18 protein-coding genes are annotated in these 23,245 nt (G+C 70.4%); 14 read left to right on the forward strand and 4 right to left on the reverse strand.

Going from position 1 to position 23,245, the window contains the following annotated elements; translation table 11 throughout:
- From G5C60_RS06300 to G5C60_RS06315, 4 genes are all read left to right on the forward strand, one after another.
- Positions 1-502 (forward strand): DUF4937 domain-containing protein (locus tag G5C60_RS06300; RefSeq protein WP_206439154.1); only part of this gene is annotated, 502 nt, incomplete at its 5' end.
- A gap of 81 nt (positions 503-583) precedes the next feature.
- Entirely contained in the window at positions 584-1,243 is a 660-nt protein-coding gene (locus tag G5C60_RS06305; RefSeq protein WP_165255431.1) for a histidine phosphatase family protein, read from the forward strand.
- 12 nt (positions 1,244-1,255) lie between these two features.
- Complete coding sequence (locus G5C60_RS06310) at positions 1,256-2,167, forward strand: ADP-ribosylglycohydrolase family protein (RefSeq protein WP_165255434.1); 912 nt, start codon at positions 1,256-1,258, stop codon at positions 2,165-2,167.
- Between the two features lie 288 nt (positions 2,168-2,455).
- On the forward strand, positions 2,456-4,219 hold the full coding sequence (locus G5C60_RS06315) for a DUF4153 domain-containing protein (protein ID WP_420907346.1): 1,764 nt from the start codon (positions 2,456-2,458) through the stop codon (positions 4,217-4,219).
- Positions 4,220-4,292: 73 nt separating this feature from the next.
- On the opposite strand, the gene G5C60_RS06320 is transcribed toward G5C60_RS06315, so the two are convergent.
- Entirely contained in the window at positions 4,293-5,840 is a 1,548-nt protein-coding gene (locus G5C60_RS06320; protein ID WP_165255437.1) for a DHA2 family efflux MFS transporter permease subunit, read from the reverse strand.
- A 171-nt stretch (positions 5,841-6,011) separates the two neighbouring features.
- Between G5C60_RS06320 and G5C60_RS06325 the strand changes: the two genes are divergently transcribed.
- The 3 genes from G5C60_RS06325 (at position 6,012) to G5C60_RS06335 (ending at position 8,140) form a co-directional block, all read left to right on the forward strand.
- Positions 6,012-6,635: a TetR/AcrR family transcriptional regulator gene (locus tag G5C60_RS06325; RefSeq protein WP_165255439.1), complete on the forward strand. Its 624-nt coding sequence runs from the start codon at positions 6,012-6,014 to the stop codon at positions 6,633-6,635.
- A 105-nt stretch (positions 6,636-6,740) separates the two neighbouring features.
- A complete protein-coding gene (locus G5C60_RS06330) occupies positions 6,741-7,442 on the forward strand; it encodes a ribonuclease HII (protein WP_165255442.1) in 702 nt (233 codons plus the stop codon).
- Positions 7,443-7,510: 68 nt separating this feature from the next.
- Entirely contained in the window at positions 7,511-8,140 is a 630-nt protein-coding gene (locus G5C60_RS06335; RefSeq protein ID WP_165255445.1) for a hypothetical protein, read from the forward strand.
- A gap of 356 nt (positions 8,141-8,496) precedes the next feature.
- Here the strand turns inward: G5C60_RS06335 and G5C60_RS06340 are convergent, their stop codons facing one another.
- Positions 8,497-9,123: a hypothetical protein gene (locus G5C60_RS06340; RefSeq protein ID WP_165255447.1), complete on the reverse strand. Its 627-nt coding sequence runs from the start codon at positions 9,121-9,123 to the stop codon at positions 8,497-8,499.
- Positions 9,124-9,342: 219 nt separating this feature from the next.
- Positions 9,343-11,505, reverse strand: a complete 2,163-nt coding sequence (locus tag G5C60_RS06345) for a RecQ family ATP-dependent DNA helicase (RefSeq protein ID WP_165255450.1) — start codon at positions 11,503-11,505, stop codon at positions 9,343-9,345.
- A gap of 133 nt (positions 11,506-11,638) precedes the next feature.
- On the opposite strand from G5C60_RS06345, the gene G5C60_RS06350 reads away from it, so the two are divergent.
- From G5C60_RS06350 to G5C60_RS06380, 7 genes are all read left to right on the forward strand, one after another.
- Positions 11,639-13,303: a DUF4192 domain-containing protein gene (locus G5C60_RS06350; RefSeq protein WP_165255452.1), complete on the forward strand. Its 1,665-nt coding sequence runs from the start codon at positions 11,639-11,641 to the stop codon at positions 13,301-13,303.
- A gap of 663 nt (positions 13,304-13,966) precedes the next feature.
- A complete protein-coding gene (locus tag G5C60_RS06355) occupies positions 13,967-15,913 on the forward strand; it encodes a glycogen debranching N-terminal domain-containing protein (protein ID WP_165255566.1) in 1,947 nt (648 codons plus the stop codon).
- A 144-nt stretch (positions 15,914-16,057) separates the two neighbouring features.
- Positions 16,058-16,816 (forward strand): NUDIX hydrolase, encoded by a 759-nt coding sequence (locus G5C60_RS06360; protein ID WP_165255455.1) that lies wholly within the window; start codon positions 16,058-16,060, stop codon positions 16,814-16,816.
- 91 nt (positions 16,817-16,907) lie between these two features.
- Positions 16,908-18,671: an ATP-binding cassette domain-containing protein gene (locus tag G5C60_RS06365; protein WP_165255458.1), complete on the forward strand. Its 1,764-nt coding sequence runs from the start codon at positions 16,908-16,910 to the stop codon at positions 18,669-18,671.
- Between the two features lie 162 nt (positions 18,672-18,833).
- Positions 18,834-19,721, forward strand: a complete 888-nt coding sequence (locus tag G5C60_RS06370) for an FCD domain-containing protein (RefSeq protein WP_165255461.1) — start codon at positions 18,834-18,836, stop codon at positions 19,719-19,721.
- Between the two features lie 414 nt (positions 19,722-20,135).
- The gene (locus tag G5C60_RS06375; protein WP_165255463.1) at positions 20,136-21,683 is read left to right on the forward strand and encodes an RNA polymerase sigma factor; all 1,548 of its coding nucleotides are present in this window, start codon (positions 20,136-20,138) and stop codon (positions 21,681-21,683) included.
- A 130-nt stretch (positions 21,684-21,813) separates the two neighbouring features.
- The gene (locus G5C60_RS06380; RefSeq protein ID WP_165255465.1) at positions 21,814-22,632 is read left to right on the forward strand and encodes a S1 family serine peptidase; all 819 of its coding nucleotides are present in this window, start codon (positions 21,814-21,816) and stop codon (positions 22,630-22,632) included.
- Between the two features lie 166 nt (positions 22,633-22,798).
- On the opposite strand, the gene G5C60_RS06385 is transcribed toward G5C60_RS06380, so the two are convergent.
- Positions 22,799-23,029 (reverse strand): DUF7455 domain-containing protein, encoded by a 231-nt coding sequence (locus G5C60_RS06385; RefSeq protein ID WP_165255467.1) that lies wholly within the window; start codon positions 23,027-23,029, stop codon positions 22,799-22,801.
- Positions 23,030-23,245: the final 216 nt, after the last annotated feature.

Below are 23,245 nucleotides of genomic sequence, written 5' to 3' on the forward strand. Positions count from 1 at the left end.
GGGCGGGGGCTGGAGCCGGGGGCGACCCGGAGTGGCCCACATCTTCGCCTTCTGGGAGAGCCGTGCGTTCTACGACTCCTTCATGGCCCGCTCCCATGACCGGCTGGCCGCCGCGCAGTCCGGCACCTTCAAGGATCCACATATCAAACTCTTCGATCACCGGTTCGATGTGAAGATGGGTTTCGAGCCGCGCTTCACGGACGCCGACCTGGTGCGGGTGGCGCACTGCCGCGTCCACGAAGAGAGGGCCGAGCACTTCGCGCTGATGCAGGAGAAGGTGTGGAACCCGGCGATGGCCGGCTCGCCGGGCATGGTGCGCGGGCTGTTCGGTGAGGCGCCCGGCCACGAGTTCCTGGTGCTGTCGATGTGGCAGTCGGCCGCCGAACACGGCAAGTACCGCGCCGAGCGCGTCGAGCGCCTCGCGCTTCGGGCCCAGATCGAGGCGGACATCGCGGCCCTCGCGGGCGACATCGTGGAGCTGGAACCGAGCTGGACGGTCTGAAGCGGGTCACGTTTGTGTGACCTACGCCGTAAGGGACCCGTACGAGTGCTCGATCCGCCCGATCCGATCTAGGGTTTTGGCATGGCACGACCACGGCGCATCGTCCTCGTCCGGCACGGCGAGTCGGCCGGCAATGCCGATGACACCGTGTACGAACGCGAACCCGATCACGCACTGGCCCTCACCGAGACGGGGTGGCGGCAGGCGGAGGAGACCGGCAAGCGGTTGCGGGAGGTGTTCGGACATGAGCGCGTAAGCGTTTACGTCTCCCCGTACCGCCGTACGCACGAGACGTTCCGGGCCTTCCATCTCGACCCGGACCTTGTGCGCGTACGCGAGGAGCCGCGGCTGCGCGAGCAGGACTGGGGAAACTGGCAGGACCGGGACGACGTACGCCTCCAGAAGTCCTACCGCGACGCGTACGGCCACTTCTTCTACCGCTTCGCACAGGGGGAGTCCGGCGCCGATGTGTACGACCGGGTCGGCGGCTTCCTGGAGAGCCTGTTCCGCAGCTTCGAGGCGCCCGACCACCCGCCGAACGTGCTCCTGGTGACCCATGGCCTGGCCATGCGGCTGTTCTGCATGCGCTGGTTCCACTGGTCGGTCGCGGAGTTCGAGTGCCTGGTGAACCCCGGGAACGGGGAGATGCGGATGCTCGTTCTCGGTGAGGACGGAAAGTACACGCTTGACCGGCCATTCGACCGCTGGCGCGAGCCGAAGCCGTACGGAGCCACCGGATAGGGTGGCAAGGCGATGATCGCTGACTCCTCTCCTGACGGGCGCTCGGCCCGCGCCCTGGCCAGCCTGCGCGGACTCGCGGTGGGGGACGCGCTGGGCTCGCAGTTCTTCGTGCCGGAGAACTATCCGCTGCTCAAGCGCCGTGCCCTGCCCTCCGGCCCCTGGCAGTGGACCGACGACACCGAAATGGCCTGCTCCGTAGTCGCCGTTCTGGCGGCCCACCGCCGTATCGACCAGGACGAGCTGGCCCGCTCCTTCGCGGAGCACCACGACTTCGACCGGGGCTACGGGCCCGCGGTCAACCGGCTGCTGCGGCTGATCCGGGAGGGCGGCGACTGGCGCGAGCTGGCCTCGGCCCTCTTCAAGGGGCAGGGGTCGTGGGGGAACGGCGCCGCGATGCGGATCGCGCCCCTGGGTGCCTGGTACGCGGACGATCCGGAGCAGGCGACGCATCAGGCCGAGATCTCGGCGTATCCCACGCATCAGCACCGCGAGGCCGTCGTCGGCGCCATGGCCGTGGCCGCGGCGGCCGCGCTGGCAGCCGCACCGGGAGGTCCGCCCCGCCCCGAGGCGCTGCTCGACGGCGTCATCGCCCTCATGCCGCGCAGCGCCGTGGAGGCCGGCCTGCGGCGTGCCCGGGACATGCTCGACTACGACGACGCGACGACGGTCGCCGCGGTCCTCGGCTGCGGGCGGCGTACGAGCGCGCACGACACCGTGCCTTTCGCACTCTGGTCGGCCGCGCGTGCCCTCGGCGACTACGAGCGGGCCTTCTGGGCGACCGCCCAGGTGGGCGGGGACGTGGACACGAACTGCGCCATCGTCGGGGGTGTAGTGGCGGCAGGGAAGGCGGGCGCGCCGCCTGTGGAGTGGGCGGAACGGACCGAGGAGCTGCCGGGCTGGATGTCGGTGGAGGACGCGGCGTAGGTCTCGAACGCCTGCCGAGTGGGATGCGGCCGGGAGGTCGCCGTGCCACGGCGGTCGGCCCGTGTGAGCACCGCGTGTGCCCCGCTTCCTCCCGGCGCAAGCCTCCGTGACTGTCACAGACCTGACACAGAGGGCCCGTGCCCCGCTGCGTCGGCTGCCCCGTGGATACCCTGTGCGCCACGCCGCCCGTTGATCATCTCGGGCGTGCGCCGACAAGACACCGGTCCTTGGCCTTCCGCCGCAGCCACGTGCTCGGCGCCGCCCGTGGGCCGGTCGGGAGGGGGTCCCGTGTCAGACACGCCGTCCGAGGCCGAGCCGAGAGGGCCGGGAGCGGAGGATGCAGCGGTTGCCGAGGGGGGGTCCGGTGAGGGCTCCAGAGCAGCGGGCGCTGGAGGCGGTGGTGTCGGTGGACGTGCCGCCGCCCTGACCAAGAAGCCCGCCGTCGACACCGAAGAGCCCGAGGACGCCGTCCCCGCTTCCTACTCCGGCGACGGGCCCTCGGAGGACGACCCGGACGCGGAGGATGTCGACTGGGGCTACCCGGTCGCCGAGTCCGCCTGGTGGTTCGCCGACCTTCAGGCGGAGGCCCCGGCTCCCGTCCGTCCCGCCACTCTCTGGGCCGCCCTGGCCACCGGTGTGTTGAGCATGCTCCTGCTCGGCGACGGCCTGGCCATCAACCTCCTGCTCGTGGCGATACCGGCCGCGCTCGCCGCGTACTACGCCGCCCAGGCGGCCGGCCGCGGTCCGCGCCGCTGGACGCTGGTGTGGGGCGTGGGCGGCCTCGCCCTGCTGACCGTGCCGGCGCTGCGCGACGCCGACTGGCCGTCGTTCCTCGCCGTCGTGAGTGCTGTGGCCGCGGGCTCGCTCGCCCTGCACGGCGGCCGTACCTGGACCGGAGTGCTGTTCGGTCCGATCGGCCTGTACACCTCGGTTCTCACCGGCCCCGCCTGGGGCTGGCGCGGTCTGCGGGAACGGTTCGGCGGCGCCCGCGGCAGTCTGGGTCCGGTACTGCGCGCGCTCGCGGTGGCGGCGGTCCTGCTGCTGGTCTTCGGCGCGCTGTTCGCCGGGGCCGACGCCGCCTTCGCGGATCTGCTCGGCGGCCTCATGCCGGACGCCTCCGTTTCCGGCGGCCCCTGGCGCGTCGTGCTGCTGGTGCTCGGCCTGGTGGGAGCGCTGGCGGCGGCACACACGGCCGCAGCGCCCGTTCAGTGGGACCGTGTCGAGGTGCCCCCCGGCCGGGCCCGTGGCCGTGTCGAATGGGCGCTGCCCCTGATCGTGCTCGTCGTGCTCTTCGCGGCCTTCAACGCCGTCCAGCTCGCGGTCCTGTTCGGCGGATACGACGCGGTGCTGGAGAAGACCGGCCAGACGTACGCGGAGTACGCACGCCAGGGCTTCTGGCAGCTGCTCCTGGTCACGCTGCTCACCCTGCTCGTCATCGTCTTCGCCCTGCGCTGGGCCCCGCGCGACGGTGCGCGCGACCGGACGCTCGTCCGCGTCGTCCTGGGAACTCTCTGTGTTCTCGCGCTCGTTGTCGTGGCATCGGCGGTTCGACGTATGGACATGTACGTGGAGGCGTATGGACTGACGCGGCTGAGGATCTCGGTGGTGGCCGTGGAGCTCTGGCTCGGCCTGGTCATCGTGCTCATCATGGCGGCCGGCGTATGGGGCGCCCGCTGGCTGCCGCGCTCCGTGATGGCCAGTGCCGCCGTGGGTGTGCTCGCCTTCGGGTTCCTGTCGCCGGACGCCTTGATCGCCGAGCGCAACGTCGAGCGGTACGAGGTCACGAGCAAGGAGGGCGAGGGCAAGTTCGACCTCGGCTACGCGCGCGGCCTGTCCGCGGACGCCGTACCGGCTCTCGACAAGCTCGCGGAGCCACTGCGTTCCTGTGCGCTCGAGTCCATCGCGAAGGACGTGGAGAAGGAGAACAAGCCCTGGTACGCCACCAGTTGGGGCGAGGCCCGTGCCCGGAGCATCCTCGAGGACCGGCCGCTGTTGGACGAGGCGGAGCGGAGCGAGTGCTATCGCGTGCATGACGAGCTCCTGTACCGCTAAGGCGCGGAACATACCGAGAAGGCCGGACCGGCGTCCCCCGGGACGCGGTCCGGCCTTCTCGTCGGTGTCGGCGTCAGCCTCCGGCAGGCCCCGCGGTGCCCGCGAGAGCGTCGAGGTCGCTCTTGCGGACGCGGATCACCAACGCGGCGACGGCCAGCGCCAGTACGGCCATCGCGGCGGCCGGGATGAAGGCGGTGGATATGCCCTGGGCCAGCACCTCACCGCCCCAGGGAGCGGGCAGCTGCTGCGTCTGCGCGAACTCCGCCTTCTGCTCGGGCGAGGCGTTCGCCATGAACGCGGGCAGTTGTTTCTCCGCCTCGTCACGGCTCGCCGAGCCGAAGACCGTGGTCAGGATGGCGAGGCCGAGCGAACCGCCCACCTGCTGCGTGACGTTGAGCAGCCCGGACGCGGCGCCCGCCTCGTGCTGGGCGACACCGGAGACCGCGGTGAGCGTCAGCGTCACGAAGTTCAGACCCATGCCGAAGCCGAACACCAGCATCGGGCCGAGGACCCCGCCGGCGTACGAGCTGTCCGGGCTGATGAAGGTCTGCCAGCCGAGCCCGATCACGGCGAGCGCCGAGCCGACGGTCATGAACGGCTTCGGGCCGAGTACGGGGAGCAACCGCTGGGACAGACCCGCACCGAACGCGATCGCGACCGTTACCGGAAGGAAGGCCAGGCCCGCCTCGATCGGCGTGTAGTCCAGCACGTTCTGCACGAAGAGCACGATGAAGAAGAACATGCCGAACATCGCCGCGGCCAGGCTCAGCATGATCACATACGTGCCCGAGCGGTTGCGGTCGGCGAACATGCGCAGCGGCGTGATCGGTTCCTTGGCGCGGGTCTCGATCAGTCCGAAGGCCAGCAGCAGGACCGCCGCAGCTCCGAAGGACCCGATGGTGAGGCTGTCCCGCCAGCCTTCCTCCGAGGCCCGGATGAAGCCGTAGACGAGGGACGCCATGCCGGCCGTCGAGGTCAGCGCGCCCGCGACGTCGAAGCGCCCTGGATGCCGCTCGGACTCGCTGATGTAGAGCGGCGTGAGGAAGGCGATCAGCAGGCCGATGGGTACGTTGACGAAGAGCACCCAGCGCCAGTCGAGCCACTCGGTGAGCATGCCGCCGGCCAGCAGACCGATGGCGCCGCCGCCGGCCGAGACCGCGGCGAAGACACCGAGCGCCTTGTTGCGTTCGGGGCCTTCGGGGAAGGTCGTGGTGATGAGGGCCAGTGCGGTGGGCGACGCGATCGCGCCACCCACGCCTTGAAGGGCGCGTGCGGCCAGCAGCTGCCAGGGTTCCTGGGCGAAGCCGCCGAGCATCGAGGCAAGCGTGAAGAGCAGGATGCCGATCATGAAGACCCGGCGCCGGCCGAGGATGTCGCCGGCCCGGCCGCCGAGCAGCAGCAGGCCGCCGAAGGTGAGCGTGTACGCGCTGACGACCCATGTGAGATCGGTCGTGGAGAACTTGAGCGCGTCTTGAATGTGCGGGAGTGCGATGTTCACAATCGTCGCATCGAGTACCACCATGAGTTGGCAGGCCGCGATGACGGTGAGCGCGATGCCGGGACGCCCCTCCCGGCGGGCTTTCCCTGGTTTCTGGTCCTGAGTCAGTTGAGAGGTTGTCACTATTGGGTCCCCCACAAGTACGTTAGTGAACGCTCGCGTTCACTGTCGCGTCAACGTTAGTGAGTCCCCTTCAGTGAACGCAAGCGTTCACTGAATCGCTTTCGTGTCGCGTCACCAGACCGCTCGCTTTCCCCGAAGATCCCGCTCCCCCCGCACAACGGAGATACTCAGATGGCTACTTCGCGCTTGACGGCCGCACCCGCTCAGTCGGCCTCCCTGCGTCGGCGCGGTGCCGTACTCGAACGCGCGATCCTCGAGGCCGCGCTCGATCAGCTCGGCACGGTCGGCTGGAACGGCCTCACGATGGAGGGCGTCGCCGCGGGCGCCCAGACCGGCAAGGCCGCGGTCTACCGTCGCTGGCCGTCCAAGGAGGACCTCGTCGTCGACGCGCTCCGGGCCGGACTGCCGTCCCTCGAGGACGCGCCCGACCTCGGGAGCGTGCGCGAGGAACTCCTGGATCTGTGCCGCCGGATACGTGAGGCGATGTACTCGCGTTCCGGGTTCGCCGTCCGCTCGGTGCTTTACGAGTGCGACTTCAGCATGGCCGAACGCTTTCATGCGGTGATCCTCGAAGGGGTCGTGGAGCCAGGGGCGCGGCTGGTCCAGGAAGTCGTTCGCCGTGGGATCGCACGGGGAGAGGTACGCCCCGATGCCGCGAACGGGTACGTCTTCGACGCCATTCCGGCGATGCTGATGTACCGCTCCAAGGTGTGCGCCAGCGAATGGAACGAGCAGGATCTGGAAGAGATGGTCGACCAGTTGATGGTGCCGCTGCTGCGGCGGAGCGGAACGTGACCTGATGCCGGTGGCACCGACGAGCGCTGTCCGACGCGCCGCTCTGGTCGCTTGGGGAAACCTGGGTGTCGCGCGGGGTTCCGGGCGGCGTAGTCTGGTGCCGCCATGGCCTACGAAGCACCCACTCACACCGTCGAGCGCTCCTTGCGCGCCACCACTGGAGCGAAGGTCATTGCCGGTGTCGACGAGGTGGGACGCGGCGCGTGGGCCGGCCCGGTCACCGTCTGTGCGGCGGTCACGGGACTGCGCCGCCCGCCCGAAGGCCTCACCGACTCCAAGCTCCTCACCGTCAAGCGACGCACCAAGCTTGCCGAGGAGCTCACCAAGTGGGTGACGTCGTACGCCCTGGGGCACGCATCTCCGGAGGAGATCGACGACCTGGGGATGACGGCGGCGCTGCGGCTCGCCGCCGGGCGTGCTCTGGAAGCCCTGCCGGTGCGCCCCGACGCGATCATCCTCGACGGAAAGTACGACTATCTCGGCACTCCATGGCGGGTCCGTCCGGTCATCAAGGGCGACCTGACGTGCGTGGCCGTATCGGCGGCCTCGGTGATCGCCAAGGTCGAACGCGACAAAATGATGGCCGAACTGGGCATCGAACATGCAGACTTCGGTTTTGCGACCAACGCCGGGTATCCGTCACCGGTGCACAAGGCCGCGCTGGAGTTGCGGGGCCCCACCCCGTACCACCGGCTGTCGTGGGCGTATCTTGATGCGCTGCCCCAGTGGCGGCACCTCAAGAAGGCCCGCAGCTGGGCGGACGGAAGCGTTCCGGAGATCGAGGGGCAGCTCGGCCTCGACTTCTGACGGTTCCGCTCGCATTCATGTGCCACCCGCCGACGCGAGTCGCACCGGCGTTTGATAAAAATCAGCTCATGCCTCTCATTCCCGAGGAGCCTCAGATTCACGAGAGTGCCCAGGGTCCCCGCGCCACTCCGGCCAACGGCCGCAACGCGCCGACCCCCCGCCCCGTACCCGGTCCCCGTCCCGCGGCTCCGCCGCGTCCCGGTCGTCCGGGTGCCGTTCGGCCGATGCCGCCGGCGCAACGCGCGCCGCGCGACACGGCTGTGGCCAAGCCGGAGCCGTCCGCTCCGGTGGCCCCCGCCGCTCCCTCGACTCCGCAGATCCAGCTGATCCCGGCTTCGGCCGAGGGCGCGCTGGACGCCGCCGAGGAAGCGGTCGATCTGCTTCTCGAATCGGGCCGTGCCCCTGGTGATGTGCTGGTGATCACCACCGGCGAGCCGCACCCGTGGGCCGCGCACGAGTTGTCCTTCGGCGAGGCCGCGTATTGGGCGCAGCACGACGCGGGCGACGACGTCTTCTACGCCGACGCCTCCGCCGCCGGTCGTGCCGCGTCCCGTCCCGTGGTCGTCGTCGCTGTCAACGGCGGTCCGGACGCTGCCGCCGCCACCGCCCTGCCGCTGGCCCTCGGTCGAGCCGGCGCCCTGCTGATCGTCTGCGGCGACCCGCAGAAGATCAACTCGGTACTGGGTGCGGGGGTCTGAGAACACCCCGCTTTCTTGAGGAAGCGGGGTGCAGCCGCGGCGGCGTGTGCACGGTGGACGATTTGACGTGTGCCCGTGCGGGGATGCGGCGGTGTGGGCGTCCTGAGGTGACGCGGCCCAATCCATGGCTCCATGCGGACGTTCTGTCCATGCGGAGTTCTGGGGTGGTTTTCGTATGCCCCAGGGGGTCTGCTGGTCACATGCCTTCGTGGGGCGTGGTGCCGTCGGGCTTCACGCCGCGCGGGCGCGGGGCTTGCACTCGTGGCTCGGCGAGGCAGACGTCAAGGACCGTGGTGACGGTGGGCTGATGCTGCGGGATGGACCCGGCCGCCCGGTCCGACGGTGGCGTTCGCCGCTCAGCGGGCGGCCGCGCGGCGCAGCACATCCGAGGCGGCACCTCCGGTGCGCTGCTGGGGCGTATCGGCCGCGGCGAAGGACTCGAAGGACTCCGGCGGTGAGTCCGCGTTGGGGCGGCGACCGCCGCGCCCCTCGCCCAGCACCTGCCAGCCGTCACTCGTCAGCGTGATGTACGCCCCGCAGCGCAGCCCGTGCAGCGTGCACGCGTCCCGCAGCCCCCACATCCACGCCCCGTCCTCCTCCGTCCAACGCGCGTCGCCCTCACGGCAGTAGAGCAGCACGGCCGTACGCACCGGGGTGCGGCGTCGCAGGTCGTGCGGAATGACCCGGCGCAGCTGTGCGAGCAGCGCATTGCGGAACATCCAGCCGTCCGCCGGAGCCGGACGCCGGGTGAACGAGGCGCTCGCCTTCAGCCGTTCCTCGGCATCGAGGACGGCCACGACCGCGGTCGTGGGCCGCGGCTGATGCCGGGAGTGCAGCCCGCTGACAACCTCACGTGGACTGCGCAGCAGCGGAATCCCCGCGGCGGCCCACTCGGCGGGTTCGAGCATCCGGGCCAGTGAGTTGGCGGACGCGGCGGACGTCGGCATCGATGCCGCCGAGGACGGAGCGAATCCGAAGGTCACGGTCCTCCCTTCGGCTACGCGCCCACACTGCGGGCGGGGGTCGGACTGGGGAGCGCACCGCGGCACAGCCCTACCGGGCCTCGGACGGGCCGCGCGGGGCGCGACTCCAATTCTTCCTGTCGAACTTGATTGCGGCAACGAGCAATCAGAGCCACCGACCGTTATCTGGCGATGCGTCTCCTATATCCCTGCCCAGGGCCCTCCAAGGCCACGCCCGAGTCAGCTTTGCACGGCGAGGACCAGCGGCAACACTCCCTGCGCGCCGGTCCTCCGGAGGATGCGCGCGGCCACCGCGAGCGTCCAGCCGGTCTCGGTCAGATCGTCCACGAGCAGTACGGGACCCTGGGCCTGCACGAGGGACTCGGCCAGGGCGGGAGGCACCGCCAGTGCCCCGTCGAGTGCCTTGAGCCGCTGCGCGCTGTTGCTCCTGGAGACCTGAGCCGCCTCGGCTCCAGCCGTGTACTCCAGCGAGCCCAGCAACGGCAGGCGCCCGATCTCGGCGATCCGCGCTCCCAGTGACTGGATCAGGCGCGGTCGGCTGTGCGAGGCCATGGTGACGACGCCGACCGGGCGTGGCTGCGCGTCGGGGCTCCCTGAAGCCCAGCCGCCGGGCCCCTTCGCCCAGTCGGCCAGCACTCCGATCACGGCCTTCACCACATCGTCCGGAACGGGTCCGTCAGGGGCCTGGGGTGCGAGCATCGGCCGCAGCCGGTTGCCCCAGCCGATGTCAGAGAGCCGGCCCAACGCCCGCCCGGACGAGGCCTGTTCGCCGGCCGGGATACGTCCCTTCAGGTCGACACCGATCGAGGGCAGGCCTGTCGGCCACATCTTGCGGGGCTCTACCTCGACACCCGCGCGGCCGAGCTCACCGCGCGCGGAGTCCAGTGCGGCGGGGGAGACGGTGTCGGTGAACCTCGGTCCGGCGCAACTGTCGCAGCGCCCGCACGGAGCCGCCCCCTCGTCGTCCAACTGCCGCCGCAGGAACTCCATCCGGCAGCCGGTCGTCGTCACGTAGTCGCGCATCGCCTGCTGCTCGGCGGCACGCTGCTTGGCCACCCAGGCATAGCGCTCGGCGTCGTACGTCCACGGGGCCCCCGTGGAGATCCAGCCGCCCTTGACCCGCTGTACCGCGCCGTCCACATCCAGGACCTTGAGCATCGTCTCGAGCCGGGACCGGCGCAGCTCCACCAGCGGTTCGAGGGCGGGCAGCGAGAGCGGCCTGCCCGCCTGCGCGAGGGCGTCCAGCGTGCGCCGTACCTGCTCCTCCGGAGGGAAGGCGATCGAGGCGAAGTACTGCCAGATCGCCTCGTCCTCCTTGCCCGGCAGGAGCAGCACCTCTGCGTGCTCCACACCACGCCCCGCGCGTCCCACCTGCTGGTAGTACGCGATGGGGGACGACGGCGACCCCAGGTGCACCACGAATCCGAGGTCGGGCTTGTCGAAGCCCATGCCCAGCGCGGATGTGGCGACCAGGGCCTTGACACGGTTGGCGAGCAGATCTTCTTCGGCTTGCTGTCGGTCCGCGTTCTCCGTCTTTCCCGTGTACGACGCCACCGTGTGCCCGCACTGCCGCAGGAACACGGTGACCTCCTCGGCCGCCGCCACCGTGAGCGTGTAGATGATCCCGGAACCAGGCAGTTCGTCGAGGTGCTCGGCGAGCCAGGCCATCCGGTGGGCGGCGTCCGGCAGTCGCAGCACGCCGAGGCTCAGACTCTCCCGGTCCAGTGGGCCGCGCAGGACGAGCGCGTCCGCGCTGCCGCCGGTGCCCAACTGCTCGGCCACATCGGCCGTCACGCGCGCGTTGGCCGTCGCGGTGGTGGCCAGGACCGGGACGCCGGGCGGGAGATCGGCCAGCATGGTGCGCAGCCTGCGGTAGTCCGGCCGGAAGTCGTGACCCCAGTCGGAGATGCAGTGCGCCTCGTCGACCACCAGGAGGCCGGTCGCCGCGGCGAGTTTCGGCAGTACCTGATCGCGGAAGTCGGGGTTGTTGAGCCGCTCCGGGCTCACCAGGAGTACATCGACCTCACCCGCGGCCACCTCGTCCTGGATCGTGTCCCACTGCTCTGTGTTGGACGAGTTGATGGTTCGCGCGTGGATTCCGGCGCGCGCTGCCGCCTCGACCTGGTTGCGCATGAGCGCGAGGAGTGGGGAGACGATGACCGTGGGGCCCGCGCCCTGCTCCCGCAGCAGCGCGGTCGCGACGAAGTACACCGCGGACTTGCCCCAGCCGGTGCGCTGCACGACCAGGGCTCTGCGCTTGTCGGCGACGAGCGCCTCGATGGCGCGCCACTGGTCCTCGCGCAGCCGGGCCTCGCCCGCCCGGGCGCCGACGAGGCGGGCGAGAACGGTATCGGCCGCAGTACGCAGGTCTTCGTTGCTCATGACCCCATGCAACCCGATGGGTCGGACATCGCGCGAACGAGTCCGCCGAGCTGTGGACAACTTCTGACGTGGTCATGGTCGTGGTTGTCCACAGGGCAAAGCGGAATCCTGGGATCCGCGGGATGGTCGCCACATGACGAATCACAGCGAAGCGGCCGGGACTTCCGGCAACGGTGACATCAGCGGGTACGACGGGCGTGGGGAGGACGCCCGGAGCGCCGGACATGGGGAAGAGCCGGTGTCTCGCGAGCATGACGGTCGCGGGCCTGGCGGGCACGGGGAAGCTCGGGGAGGCAGCGGGCAGGGGGAAGGCAATGGACAAAGGGAAGATCGTGCCGGTGAAGATGCCGCCTGCACGGGAGGCGATCCGGCCGGTGCCTCGTGCGCCGAGCACCAGGTCACACTCCGTACTCCGGCCGAACTGGCCGACGCTCTTCCGTACCTGCTCGGGTACCGGCCCGAGGACAGCATCGTGCTCGTCGCGCTGCACGACCGTGACGGACGTGGCCGGTTCGGCGGGCGCGCACGGCTGGGCATCCCAGGCCACGAGGACGACTGGCCGGCCGTGGCCGAGCAGCTGGCGCACGGGCTCGTCAAAGGAAGCGAACGCAGGGGCGCACCGGTCGAGAGCATGGTCGCCTTCCTCTGTCAGGACCCCCAGGACGGCGAGTCGGGGCAGGAGGCCATGGAACGCCTGCGCCCGCTCGCGCAGCTGCTGCGCAAGGCCTGCGGCGTTCTCGACGTCCCTGTGGTGGAGGCTCTGTGCATCTCGGACGGCCGCTTCTGGTCGTACTGCTGCCCCAGTGAACAGTGCTGTCCTTCCGGCGGGACGCCCATGGGCCTGCCCGGCACGTCGGTCCTGGCCGCCGCCGCGACGTACGCTGGTCTCCAAGTGCGGGGCACTCTACGGGAGTTGAGGGCGCGGCTCGTTCCCTGGGAGACCGCGGCGGCGCTGGAGCAGGAATCCGCGCTGGACGCCGTGAGCATGGCCCTCATTCCCAGGATCCTAGACGACGAGAGCCGTGCGGACGTGGCGGCCCAGACCATTGAACTGGCCGACCGGATCATGCGCCGGTTCGCCGATGCCCCACCCTTGTCCGGCACCCTTCCGGCGGATCTCCGGGACGACGGGCTACTCGGTCATGACGAGGCCGCCACGCTCATCCTCGGCCTCCAGGACCGCACGACGCGCGACAGGGCGGCTGAGTGGATGGAGGGTGATGAGGCGGGTCCCGCGCTACGTCTCTGGCGTGCCCTGGCCCGCCGCTGCGTCGGTCCGTACGGCGAGCACGCCGCGGCGCCGCTCACTCTCGCGGGATGGGTCGCCTGGTCTTCCGGCGACGAGCTGGAGGCCCGGGAAGCCCTCGCCATGGCACTCGGCGCGGATCCCGGATATCTCTTCGCACGCCTTCTGCACCAGGCGTGCAACGAGGGGCTGGATCCGGAGTCGATTCGCCGGTGCCTTCGGAAAGAACGTACCGATCGGACTGGTGCCGAGGTGGGGGCCGAGGAGAGTGCTTCCCCGGCGTCGCGGACCGGAACCGACGGGTCGGCCAGGCACACCCCGGCGCAGTCGACACGGGTGGTTTCCCGTCGCCGACGCAGGACGCGGTCCACAGACGGTGCCCGCAGCCGTCCGAGCCGGCGTTCCCCCGGGACGGGAGGCACGCGCCACAACCGGCCCGCCGCCGAGGGCCCTCCCGCAGCCGAAGGGCCCGGCCGGGCTGCCGGCGGCACGGGCAGCGTTCCTCGATCTCAGCGAGGGGCCGGCCGCCACGAAACGAAGAGGGACACATGAGGAGGGACACATGAGGAGGGGAGGGAGACATGAGGGTGGGGGAGCGGTACGGAGCGGTGCCGACGGCCTGGCTTCGAGGTCGCAGTCGGCGGTTATGGGTGACGATCTGGGGGTGGACGGCGCTCGGGTGGGTGCTGCTCTGTTCGTCGGCCGGACGTCGGCGGGCATTGCCCAAGCTCTGGGCCGGGCCCCAGCGGTTGTTGCTCCGGATCCGCCCCGGGCCGCCGCCCCAGCGCGAGCCACTCCCGGCCACGGATGGGCAGCTCCAGGCACGAAACCCGGGCTCCCCAGACGCGCTCGCCCTGCCCGGGGTCCTCGCTCCTCCTGCGCTGCCCTCACACCCAAGCGTCCCAGCTCACCGCCCTTCAGCCGGCTTCCGCGAACGCGGGCGTGACCCGGGAGGGGCCTGCTCCGTTCACCTGATTGGCGCAGTCCGCGACCGGGCCGCGCCGCCACATCGCCCTCGCCCCTCCGGAGCCCTCCACACGACGCCGAGCGCGCACTCAGCGCACGGAGCGCAGAAGAAGCCACCCCATGCCCCTGCTCACCCCACCCTCCGCCTCCGACGGCGATCACCCTCTCCTGCACGGGCTCGCACAGCCCCGCAGGAGGTCAGCCGGTGTCACGAGCTCACAGGCACCGTTCCTGGCGCCTCGCCGGACCATGAACCTGCCACCCACGCACACCGCTCTGATCTGTGTCGCCCTTCCGGGGCTCGCGATCTCCTCGGAGCGGGGGCAGCTGACAGGCCGGGGTCTGGAGGGCTTCTACCGTGGGGGACGGCGCATGCTCTCCCGATGCCAACTGCGGGTCGCGGGGAGGGAACCGCTCGCGGTCCAGGCCCGGATGCTCGCGGCCGACCAGGCCCGTTTCGTGGCGACGCTGAGTCTGTCCGACGACGGCGGCCCCGACCCGGACGTCGTCGTCGAGCGGACACGCTATGCGGACGGCACGGAGCGGATCACCCTGCGCAGCGCGGCCCACCACCATCTGAGACTGCCCGTCGAGGTGGCGCTCGGCACGGACCTGGCGGAGCTGGGCGCGGTCGCCTCGGGGCGAGCCGGTCCTGAACTGCCTGCCAGCGTTCACGACTCCGGAATGCGGTGGTCCTGTGCCACCGGGCACTCCGTCGTCACCGCCGACCCGCCGCCCGCGGACGCGCTGGCCTCGGCAGGGCTACTGCGCTGGGAACTCGAACTGCCTCCCGGCGGAGCCCGAAACGTTGAGCTGAGGGTACGGCCGGCCGGTGCGGGGCCCATCCGAGCGGTGGGACGCAGCGCCACGAGCCCTCTCGCCCCGGCACGAGCCGTGGGCGACGACCCCAGGGCCCAGGCGCTCCTCCGCACGAGCATCGAGGACCTTCAGGCGCTGATGGTGCGGGACCCGGCACATCCGGCCGACACGCACGTCGCGGCCGGCACACCGTGGCGTTGCGGCATGGCTCCGGCCGAGGCGCTCGCCGCGGCACGGATGACCCTGCCGCTCGGCACCCGGCTCGTGGTGGGCACCTTGCGCACCCTCGCCCGGACCCAACTCGCGGGGCCGGGAGCGCAGTCCGGCGTGATACCAGGACCGCGACGGGACGCCGGCCCGCATCTGCCACCGAGCTGTACGGGCGTCGAGGCCACCCTGCTGTTCCCCGTGCTCCTCGCAGAGGCCTGGCGGTGGGGGCTTCCCGAGCGGGAGATCGAGGAGTTGCTGCCCACAGCCGAGCGTTGCCTTCAGTGGTTGCGGCGCTCGGTCGGGGACGGCACGTATCTGCCCGACCCGCACCCCGGTGGACCGCGGCGTTGTGAGACACAGGCGTACGCCCACCGGGTCGCGCTGCTGGGTGCTGATCTCCTCGACGCTCACGGCGGGACAGACGGTGCAGGCCTACGGCAGTGGGCACAGGAGATGAGATCAGCCTTCCGGGAGGACTTCTGGATCGAGGACAGGGGTGGTGGCAGACCGGCAGCGGCTCGTACCTCGGACGGGCGGCTCATACCGCACCTCGGCGCGAGCAGCGTCCACCTGCTCGACACCGGCCTGCTCGGCGCGGGTGCGTCGGCCCCGGGACTGCTCGACAAGGTGCAGACCGAACAGCTCGCGCGGCTGATCGGCGGCCCCGCCATGGACTCGGGCTGGGGGCTGCGGAGCCTTGGTGTGAAGGACGTGGCGTACAACCCGTTCGGGCATCGCGGTGGGGCCGTGCGGGTTTACGAGACGGCTGTCGCCGTCGCGGGACTGGCCGCCGCGGGCTATGAGAAGGAGGCGAGTTCGCTGCTGCGCGGTGTGCTGTCGGCGGCCGAGGCCTTCGGCCATCGGCTTCCTGAGATGTACTCGGGCGAGCAGCGCACGGAAGGGGGCTCCCCGGTGCCGCACCCGGCGGCCTGCCGACCGGCGGCCACGGCCGCGGCCGCCGGCGTGCTCCTCCTCACCGCCCTCACCGGAATCCGCCCCGATGCCCCCGCCGGGACGGTGACGCTGCGACCGATTCGCAGTGCGCCGTTGGGCGAGATCGGCCTGACCGGTCTGCGCGTCGCGGGCGCCCCTTTTTCCGTACGTGTCAGCAGGCTCGGCCTCGCCATGGTCGAGGAGGCGGCCGACGGGCTGCAACTGGGAGTGTGAGCTTGTGGGACTCGACGGGATCAAGAGCGACGGAATCAAGACTGGCGGCCTCCTATGACGTCCCTTCCGGAGCGAAGTGGATCAGCCATCCGGGCGACCGGTGAAAGGAGTGCTTATCGTCAGGCAGACGACTATGATCGCGGCATGCCTTACGACCCGTCAGCCTTTCCGCCCTTCGCCGTCACCGTTGACCTGGTCGTATTGACCGTGCGTCGCCACGCCCTGTGCGCGCTGGCGGTACGGAGGGGCGAGCCCCCGTTCCAGGGGCGGTGGGCGCTGCCCGGCGGCTTCGTACGGCCCGACGAGGACCTGGCGCAGGCCGCCGCGCGGGAGCTGGTCGAGGAGACCGGGCTGTGCGCTCACGACCCGGATGCCCCCGCACAGGACAACGGAGCGCACCTGGAGCAGCTCGCCACCTACGGCGACCCCAAGCGGGACCCGAGGATGAGGGTCGTCAGCGTTGCTCATCTTGCGCTCGCCCCCGATCTGCCCGCGCCCCGGGCGGGCGGCGACGCGAACAGCGCGCGTTGGGCCCCCGTCGAGGAACTGCTCCAGCGGGGCGGCTATGGCCGGGACGGCGAACAGGCGGCGCCGCTCGCCTTCGACCACGCCCAGATCTTGGCCGACGGGGTGGAGCGCGCCCGTTCCAAGATCGAGTACTCGTCGCTGGCCACTGCCTTCTGCCCCACCGAGTTCACCGTCGGCGAGCTGCGTCGTGTGTACGAGGCGGTGTGGGGAGTGGCCCTCGACCCCCGCAACTTCCACCGCAAGGTGACCGGCACCCCGGGCTTCCTCGTCCCCACCGGCGGTACGACCACCCGGCAGGGCGGTCGCCCCGCCCAGCTCTTCCGCGCGGGCGGCGCCACACTGCTCAACCCGCCGATGCTGCGCCCAGAGGTCTGACACCGGACACGGGCCCAACCCGTACGAGGCCCGTCCCGGAGTGGGATCAAGGTGCCCGAAAAACCGTACATATCGCGCTATCTTGCGTTGGGTGATCCAGGCCATCGGACTGACCAGCAACCCCCGCAAGGAGCTTCCGCCCGCTGTCGACGACGTGTCCTTCGAGGCACACGCGGGCCGCGTCACGGCGCTCCTAGGAGCGCCGGGCGCAGGCAAGACCACGGTGCTGAGGCTCATGCTCGAACTCCAGCAGGGGCGCGGAATCACCCACTTCAGAGGCCGTCCGCTGCACCGTATCGCCCATCCCGCACGCGAAGTGGGCGTCCTCCTCGGAGAGGTGCCCGGCCATCCGGCGCGCACCGTCCGCGGTCAACTCCGTATGTTGTGCGCCGCTGTGGGCGTGCCCGTCCGGCGCGCCGACGAAGTCCTCGAAGTGGTCGGCCTCGTCAGCCTGCGCGACGAACGCCTCAGCGCGCTATCCCGCGGTATGGACCGTCGCCTCGGCCTGGCCTGTGCGTTGCTGCCCGATCCGCACACGCTCGTGCTCGATGACCCCGCGGACGGGCTCTCCGCCCGCGAGAGCCGCTGGCTGCACGGAGTTCTGCGCGCGTACGCCGCCGACGGCGGCACCGTGCTGTTCACCACGGACGATCCGAAGGAGGCCGCGCGGATCGCCGACCAGGTCGTCACGATCGAGAAGGGCAAGCTCGTCGCCGACCAGGAAGTCGCGGACTTCGCCCGCACCCGGCTCCGGCCCCGCGTCGCCGTCCGCAGCCCCCACGCCGCCCGGCTCGCCGCCCACCTCACCAAGGAGGCTCGCACCGCACGGCGTTCCGTCGAAGTCGTGCGAGAGGGCGGCAACCGCCTCTCGGTGTACGGCAGCACCTGTGCCGACGTCGGCGAAACCGCGTATCGCCACGGCATCCTCGTACATCAACTGGCCGACGAGATCGGCGACATGGGGTCCGCGGCCGAGCAGCGTCCCGTGAAGGCACCTCAGGAGGCCGAGGCGTCCCCGAGGCCCGCCGAGCCGGAGGGTACGGATGCGCTGTCCCCCCTCCCGCCTCCCATCACCGTCCGTCCAGGCCCCAACCCGCTGCGCCCGCTGCGCTACGAACTGCGCCGCGCGGCAGGAGTCGGCACCGGTTACCTCACCGCCGCCGCCGTGCTCATCAGCTCCGCCCTCATCTCCGTACTCCTGGCGGGGGTGGGACACACGCCACAGTCGCGCCTGCTCACCGCATGGCCGCAGCAGTTCCCACTGCCTCCCGCGGCGCTCGGCGCGGGGCTGCTCGGTGCCGTCGCCTTCGGCGACGAGTTCCGCCACCCCGCCCTGGCCGCGGATCGCGGCACCGTCCCCCGCCGCCTGGGACTGCTCGCCGCCAAACTCCTCGTCGCCGCCGCCACGGCGCTGATCCTGGCCGTCCTCACGGTGGGCGTGGACGCCGAACTGCTCTACATCGTCTACGGACGGGAGCTCGCCGGAGTTCCCGACGGCTGGCTTTCGCTGAGCGCGAGTTGGATCGGTCTTGTGGTGGGCTGCGCCTGGGCGGGTGTGCTGGCCGCGGGCATCTTCCGGTCGACGACCGCCGGACTCGCGGCCGTTCTCACGGTGCCGGTCGTCGTCGTGCCCCTCGTGCAGAAGATCCTGGAGGGATCGTCCGTGCGGACCGCGACCGGGTTTTCGACGCGGCTGCGTCAGTTCGTGCTGGTGGACTGGCCCTTCGGGGGCGAGCGAATTCTGGCTGCGGGGGCGCGGATGATCACCCAACCCGTGGGCGGCGCGCTGATGTTGTCGCTGGCCATGCTGCTCTGCGCGTATCTGCTCACGACCCTGCGCAGCAGGGTCCGATGACCCCGTGTGCGGCACAAGTGTTCCCTCGATGCGCACAACTCATCGGGGGACGCCCATTTCTTTCCGATAAGGCGTCAATTGCGACGGGGTGAGCGATCACCCTTTCGTGTGCTTTTCACCAAAGACCTCAAGGGAGTTGGGGACGGCGCCGACAAAGGATGCGTGAGTACCCTTGCGCACACCATGATGACCGCCGCCCGCTCCGCAGACTCCGGCCTCGCCGGCCCGGGCGAACTCGACCGCTACCCCTACGCCGAGGCCCCCGGCGTCGACCGCGTCGGCGCACCCGTGTGGGACGGCACGGACCCGGAGATGGGCCGTGTGGGCAGGCGTGCCGCGGGCAGCCGCGGCCGTGGCCTGCACGGCCAACTCGTCCAACAGCTGGGCCAGATGATCGTCTCCGGAGACCTGGGAGCGGACCGCCCGCTCGTGCCCGAGGAGATCGGCCAGCGGTTCGAGGTCTCCCGCACCGTCGTCCGTGAGTCACTCCGCGTCCTCGAGGCCAAGGGCCTGGTCAGCGCCCGCCCCAATGTCGGCACGCGCGTTCGGCCCGTCAGCGACTGGAACCTCCTTGACCCGGACATCATCGAGTGGCGGGCCTACGGGCCGCAGCGCGACGATCAGCGGCGCGAGCTGAGCGAGCTGCGCTGGACGATCGAGCCGCTGGCCGCCCGCCTTGCCGCCGGACACGGACGCGAGGAGGTGCAGCAGCGGCTCGCCGACATGGTCGAGATCATGGGGCACGCCATGGCGCAGGGCGACTCGCTCACCTTCTCGCGCGCCGACGCGGAGTTTCACTCGCTCCTCATCCAGGTCGCAGGCAATCGCATGTTGGAGCACCTCTCCGGGATCGTGTCGGCCGCGCTCCAGGTCTCCGGCGGCCCGGTCGCCGGCTGCGACCGGCCGAACGAGATCTCTCTCGCGCACCACGCCCGGATCGTCGACGCCCTCGCTGCCGGCGACGGGGCCGCGGCCGAGGCAGCCATGCGTCAACTGCTCACCGTCCATCCCGAGGTGGAGCGCGTGGTGCCCGCGCCGCGCGAGTACTGACCGCGCACCGAGGGCGGCGCAGTCGGGGACGTGTCCCCTCGTGTCATCGCTCGGCCGGCGAACCATCTGCCGCCGGACCCTGCCGGACTCTGCCGGATTCTCTGGAATCTGGCAGAGTCCGGCGGTGCGATGAGACACCGAGCCCGCTGGTTGACCACCTATGACCGTGTCTGACCGCTTTTGGGTGCTTACGGGGTGTGACTCGGGCCACGCAGATTGGGCGTAACGCTCCTCGGAACAGCGCGATGACCTAAGAGGTGACAGCCGACGAGGGAATACGGACGCCGTTCATGGCGCTGTGCATCTTCGCGGCCCCGCCCGCGCCGTCGGCTCATCCCCCAGTCGACGGTCGTCGGCTCCGGTCCACATTGGACGGGGCCGGAAGCCGTTTTCCAACGTTCCGAGAGGTTGTTCGTGTCGGCCAGCACATCCCGTACGCTCCCGCCGGAGATCGCCGAATCCGTCTCTGTCATGGCGCTCATTGAGCGGGGAAAGGCTGAGGGGCAGATCGCCGGCGATGACGTGCGTCGGGCCTTCGAAGCTGACCAGATTCCGGCCACTCAGTGGAAGAACGTACTGCGCAGCCTCAACCAGATCCTCGAGGAAGAGGGTGTGACGCTGATGGTCAGTGCCGCGGAGCCCAAGCGCACCCGAAAGAGCGTCGCAGCGAAGAGTCCGGCCAAGCGCACCGCCACCAAGACCGTCGCGGCGAAGACGGCGACGGCCGAGCAGGCCACCGCTACCGCCACCGCCGCCCCGGCGATGCCTTCCGTCGACGCTCCCGCCGAGGACGCTCCCGCCAAGAAGGCCGCTGCCAAGAAGGCGACTGCCAAGAAGCCCGTCGCGAAGAAAACCGTCGCAAAGAAGGCGACGGCCAAGAAGACGACCGCCAAGAAGGACGACGTCGAGGCGATCGACGAAGAGGCGGTCGAGGAGACCCCGGGTACCGGCAAGGCCGGTACCGAAGAGCCCGCCGAGGACGGCGCCCAGGGCTTCGTCCTCTCGGACGAGGACGAGGACGACGCGCCCGCGCAGCAGGTCGCCGCGGCCGGTGCCACGGCCGACCCCGTCAAGGACTACCTCAAGCAGATCGGCAAGGTTCCGCTGCTCAACGCCGAGCAGGAGGTCGAGCTCGCCAAGCGCATCGAGGCCGGTCTGTTCGCCGAGGACAAGCTGTCCAACGCCGACAAGCTCGCCCCCAAGCTCAAGCGCGAGCTGGAGATCATCGCCGAGGACGGCCGCCGCGCCAAGAACCACCTCCTGGAGGCCAACCTCCGCCTGGTGGTCTCCCTGGCCAAGCGCTACACCGGCCGCGGCATGCTCTTCCTGGACCTCATCCAGGAGGGCAACCTCGGTCTGATCCGCGCGGTGGAGAAGTTCGACTACACCAAGGGCTACAAGTTCTCCACGTACGCCACCTGGTGGATCCGTCAGGCGATCACCCGCGCGATGGCCGACCAGGCCCGCACCATCCGTATCCCGGTGCACATGGTCGAGGTCATCAACAAGCTCGCGCGCGTGCAGCGTCAGATGCTCCAGGACCTGGGCCGCGAGCCCACCCCGGAGGAGCTGGCCAAGGAGCTCGACATGACCCCGGAGAAGGTCATCGAGGTCCAGAAGTACGGCCGTGAGCCCATCTCCCTGCACACTCCGCTGGGTGAGGATGGAGACAGCGAGTTCGGCGACCTCATCGAGGACTCCGAGGCCGTGGTCCCGGCCGACGCGGTCAGCTTCACGCTCCTCCAGGAGCAGCTGCACTCCGTCCTGGACACCCTGTCCGAGCGCGAGGCGGGCGTCGTCTCCATGCGCTTCGGTCTCACCGACGGTCAGCCGAAGACCCTCGACGAGATCGGCAAGGTGTACGGCGTGACGCGTGAGCGCATCCGCCAGATCGAGTCGAAGACGATGTCCAAGCTGCGTCACCCGTCGCGCTCGCAGGTCCTGCGCGACTACCTCGACTAGGTCTCGGCCGTACGTCACCACGGGCCCGTCTCCCCTCAGGGAGCCGGGCCCTCGGTCTGTGCGGAGTGCGAGCCACCGCCCCGTGAATCACTCTGGGTTTCTCATGGCAACCTCAGAGTGAGGAGCGCGTATGCGTCGGCCCCTGCTGCGAGCGCTGGCCCCCGCGGCCGTGGCGGCCGTGACGCCGCTGGTGTCTCCCGTCCCCGCGGGCGCCGACGGCGTCGTCATCGGCGGCTATCCCGTCGAGATCTCCAAGAGCCCGTGGGCGGTGGCGCTGTCCAGCCGTGACCGGTTCGGGCGTAAGCGTGCGGGACAGTTCTGCGGGGGAGCGGTGATCGGCCGGTCGGCCGTCCTGACCGCGGCCCACTGCCTGGGCGAGGAGGTGCTGGGCGCGCCCTCGAGGAAGATCCGCGATCTGAAGGTGATCGCGGGGCGCGGGAACCTGCTGGCGAACGAGGGCAGGGAGATCCCGGTACGTCGCGTCTGGATCAACCCGGCGTACGACAGCTACACGAACGCCGGTGACGTCGCTGTGCTCACTCTCGCCGAGCCGCTTCCCGCGAGCTCGGTGATTCGCGTGGCGGGCTCCGGCAACGCGGCCTACAGGCCCGGTACGGGCGCCGTGGTCTACGGCTGGGGCGACACCACGGGCACGGGTGACTTTGCGCACGTTCTGCGGGCCGCGCGGGTGCGGGTGCTGTCCGACACTGTCTGCGAGGAGGCGTATCCGGGCGGCGAGGACGGAACGTATGCGGTCGGCTCCATGCTGTGCGCCGGGGAGCCGGCCGGTGGCCGGGACGCCTGCCAGGGGGACAGCGGCGGGCCGCTGGTGGCTCAGGGGCGGCTGATCGGTCTTGTGTCGTGGGGGAGCGGCTGCGGCGAGGCCGACAGCCCAGGGGTCTATACGAGGGTCTCGGGCGCCCTCAGGACGCCGGGCAGGGGCCGCTGACAGGGACGCACAAGCACGGCCTGTGACAGGGACGTACAAGCGCGGCCTGTGACACGGACCTACAAGCGCGCGTCCGGGCATGAGTACGGGCGGCTGTCCCTGAAATCAGGGGCAGCCGCCCGGTCACCGGCCTGTGCCGGAGCTGGCTCGTCGTGGATGCGAAGTGTCAGCGCTCTTCTTCGTTGGCGCTTGCCGGGGCGGCCGTCAGCCGCTCCGTCTCGTCCTGTATCTCAGCGGCGATCTTCTTGAGTTCCGGCTCGAACTTGCGGCCATGGTGGGCGCAAAAGAGCAGTTCACCACCGCTGAGGAGGACGACGCGCAGATATGCCTGGGCGCCGCAACGGTCGCAGCGGTCAGCGGCCGTCAGCGGGCTCGCGGGGGTCAGAACAGTAGTCACGTCGCCTCTTCTCTAGCTCGACGAGCTGTCGTACCAGGGTCAACATCCAACCAGGCCTAAAACGTTCCCGCTCGTGGCTCTGCCTCGAAAAAAATTTCTCTCCGAGTCGGCTGTCTGCTGCCGGTTGGCGGCGAATGAGCCGTATTGCGTGTCTTTGTGTCTTACGGGTTCGCTCTGTCTGTCAGGGTCAAGTCCTCCCGGCTGGGTTGCCGGTTG

The organism is Streptomyces scabichelini (genome assembly GCF_011045015.1).
Taxonomy (GTDB): Bacteria; Actinomycetota; Actinomycetes; order Streptomycetales; family Streptomycetaceae; genus Streptomyces; species Streptomyces scabichelini.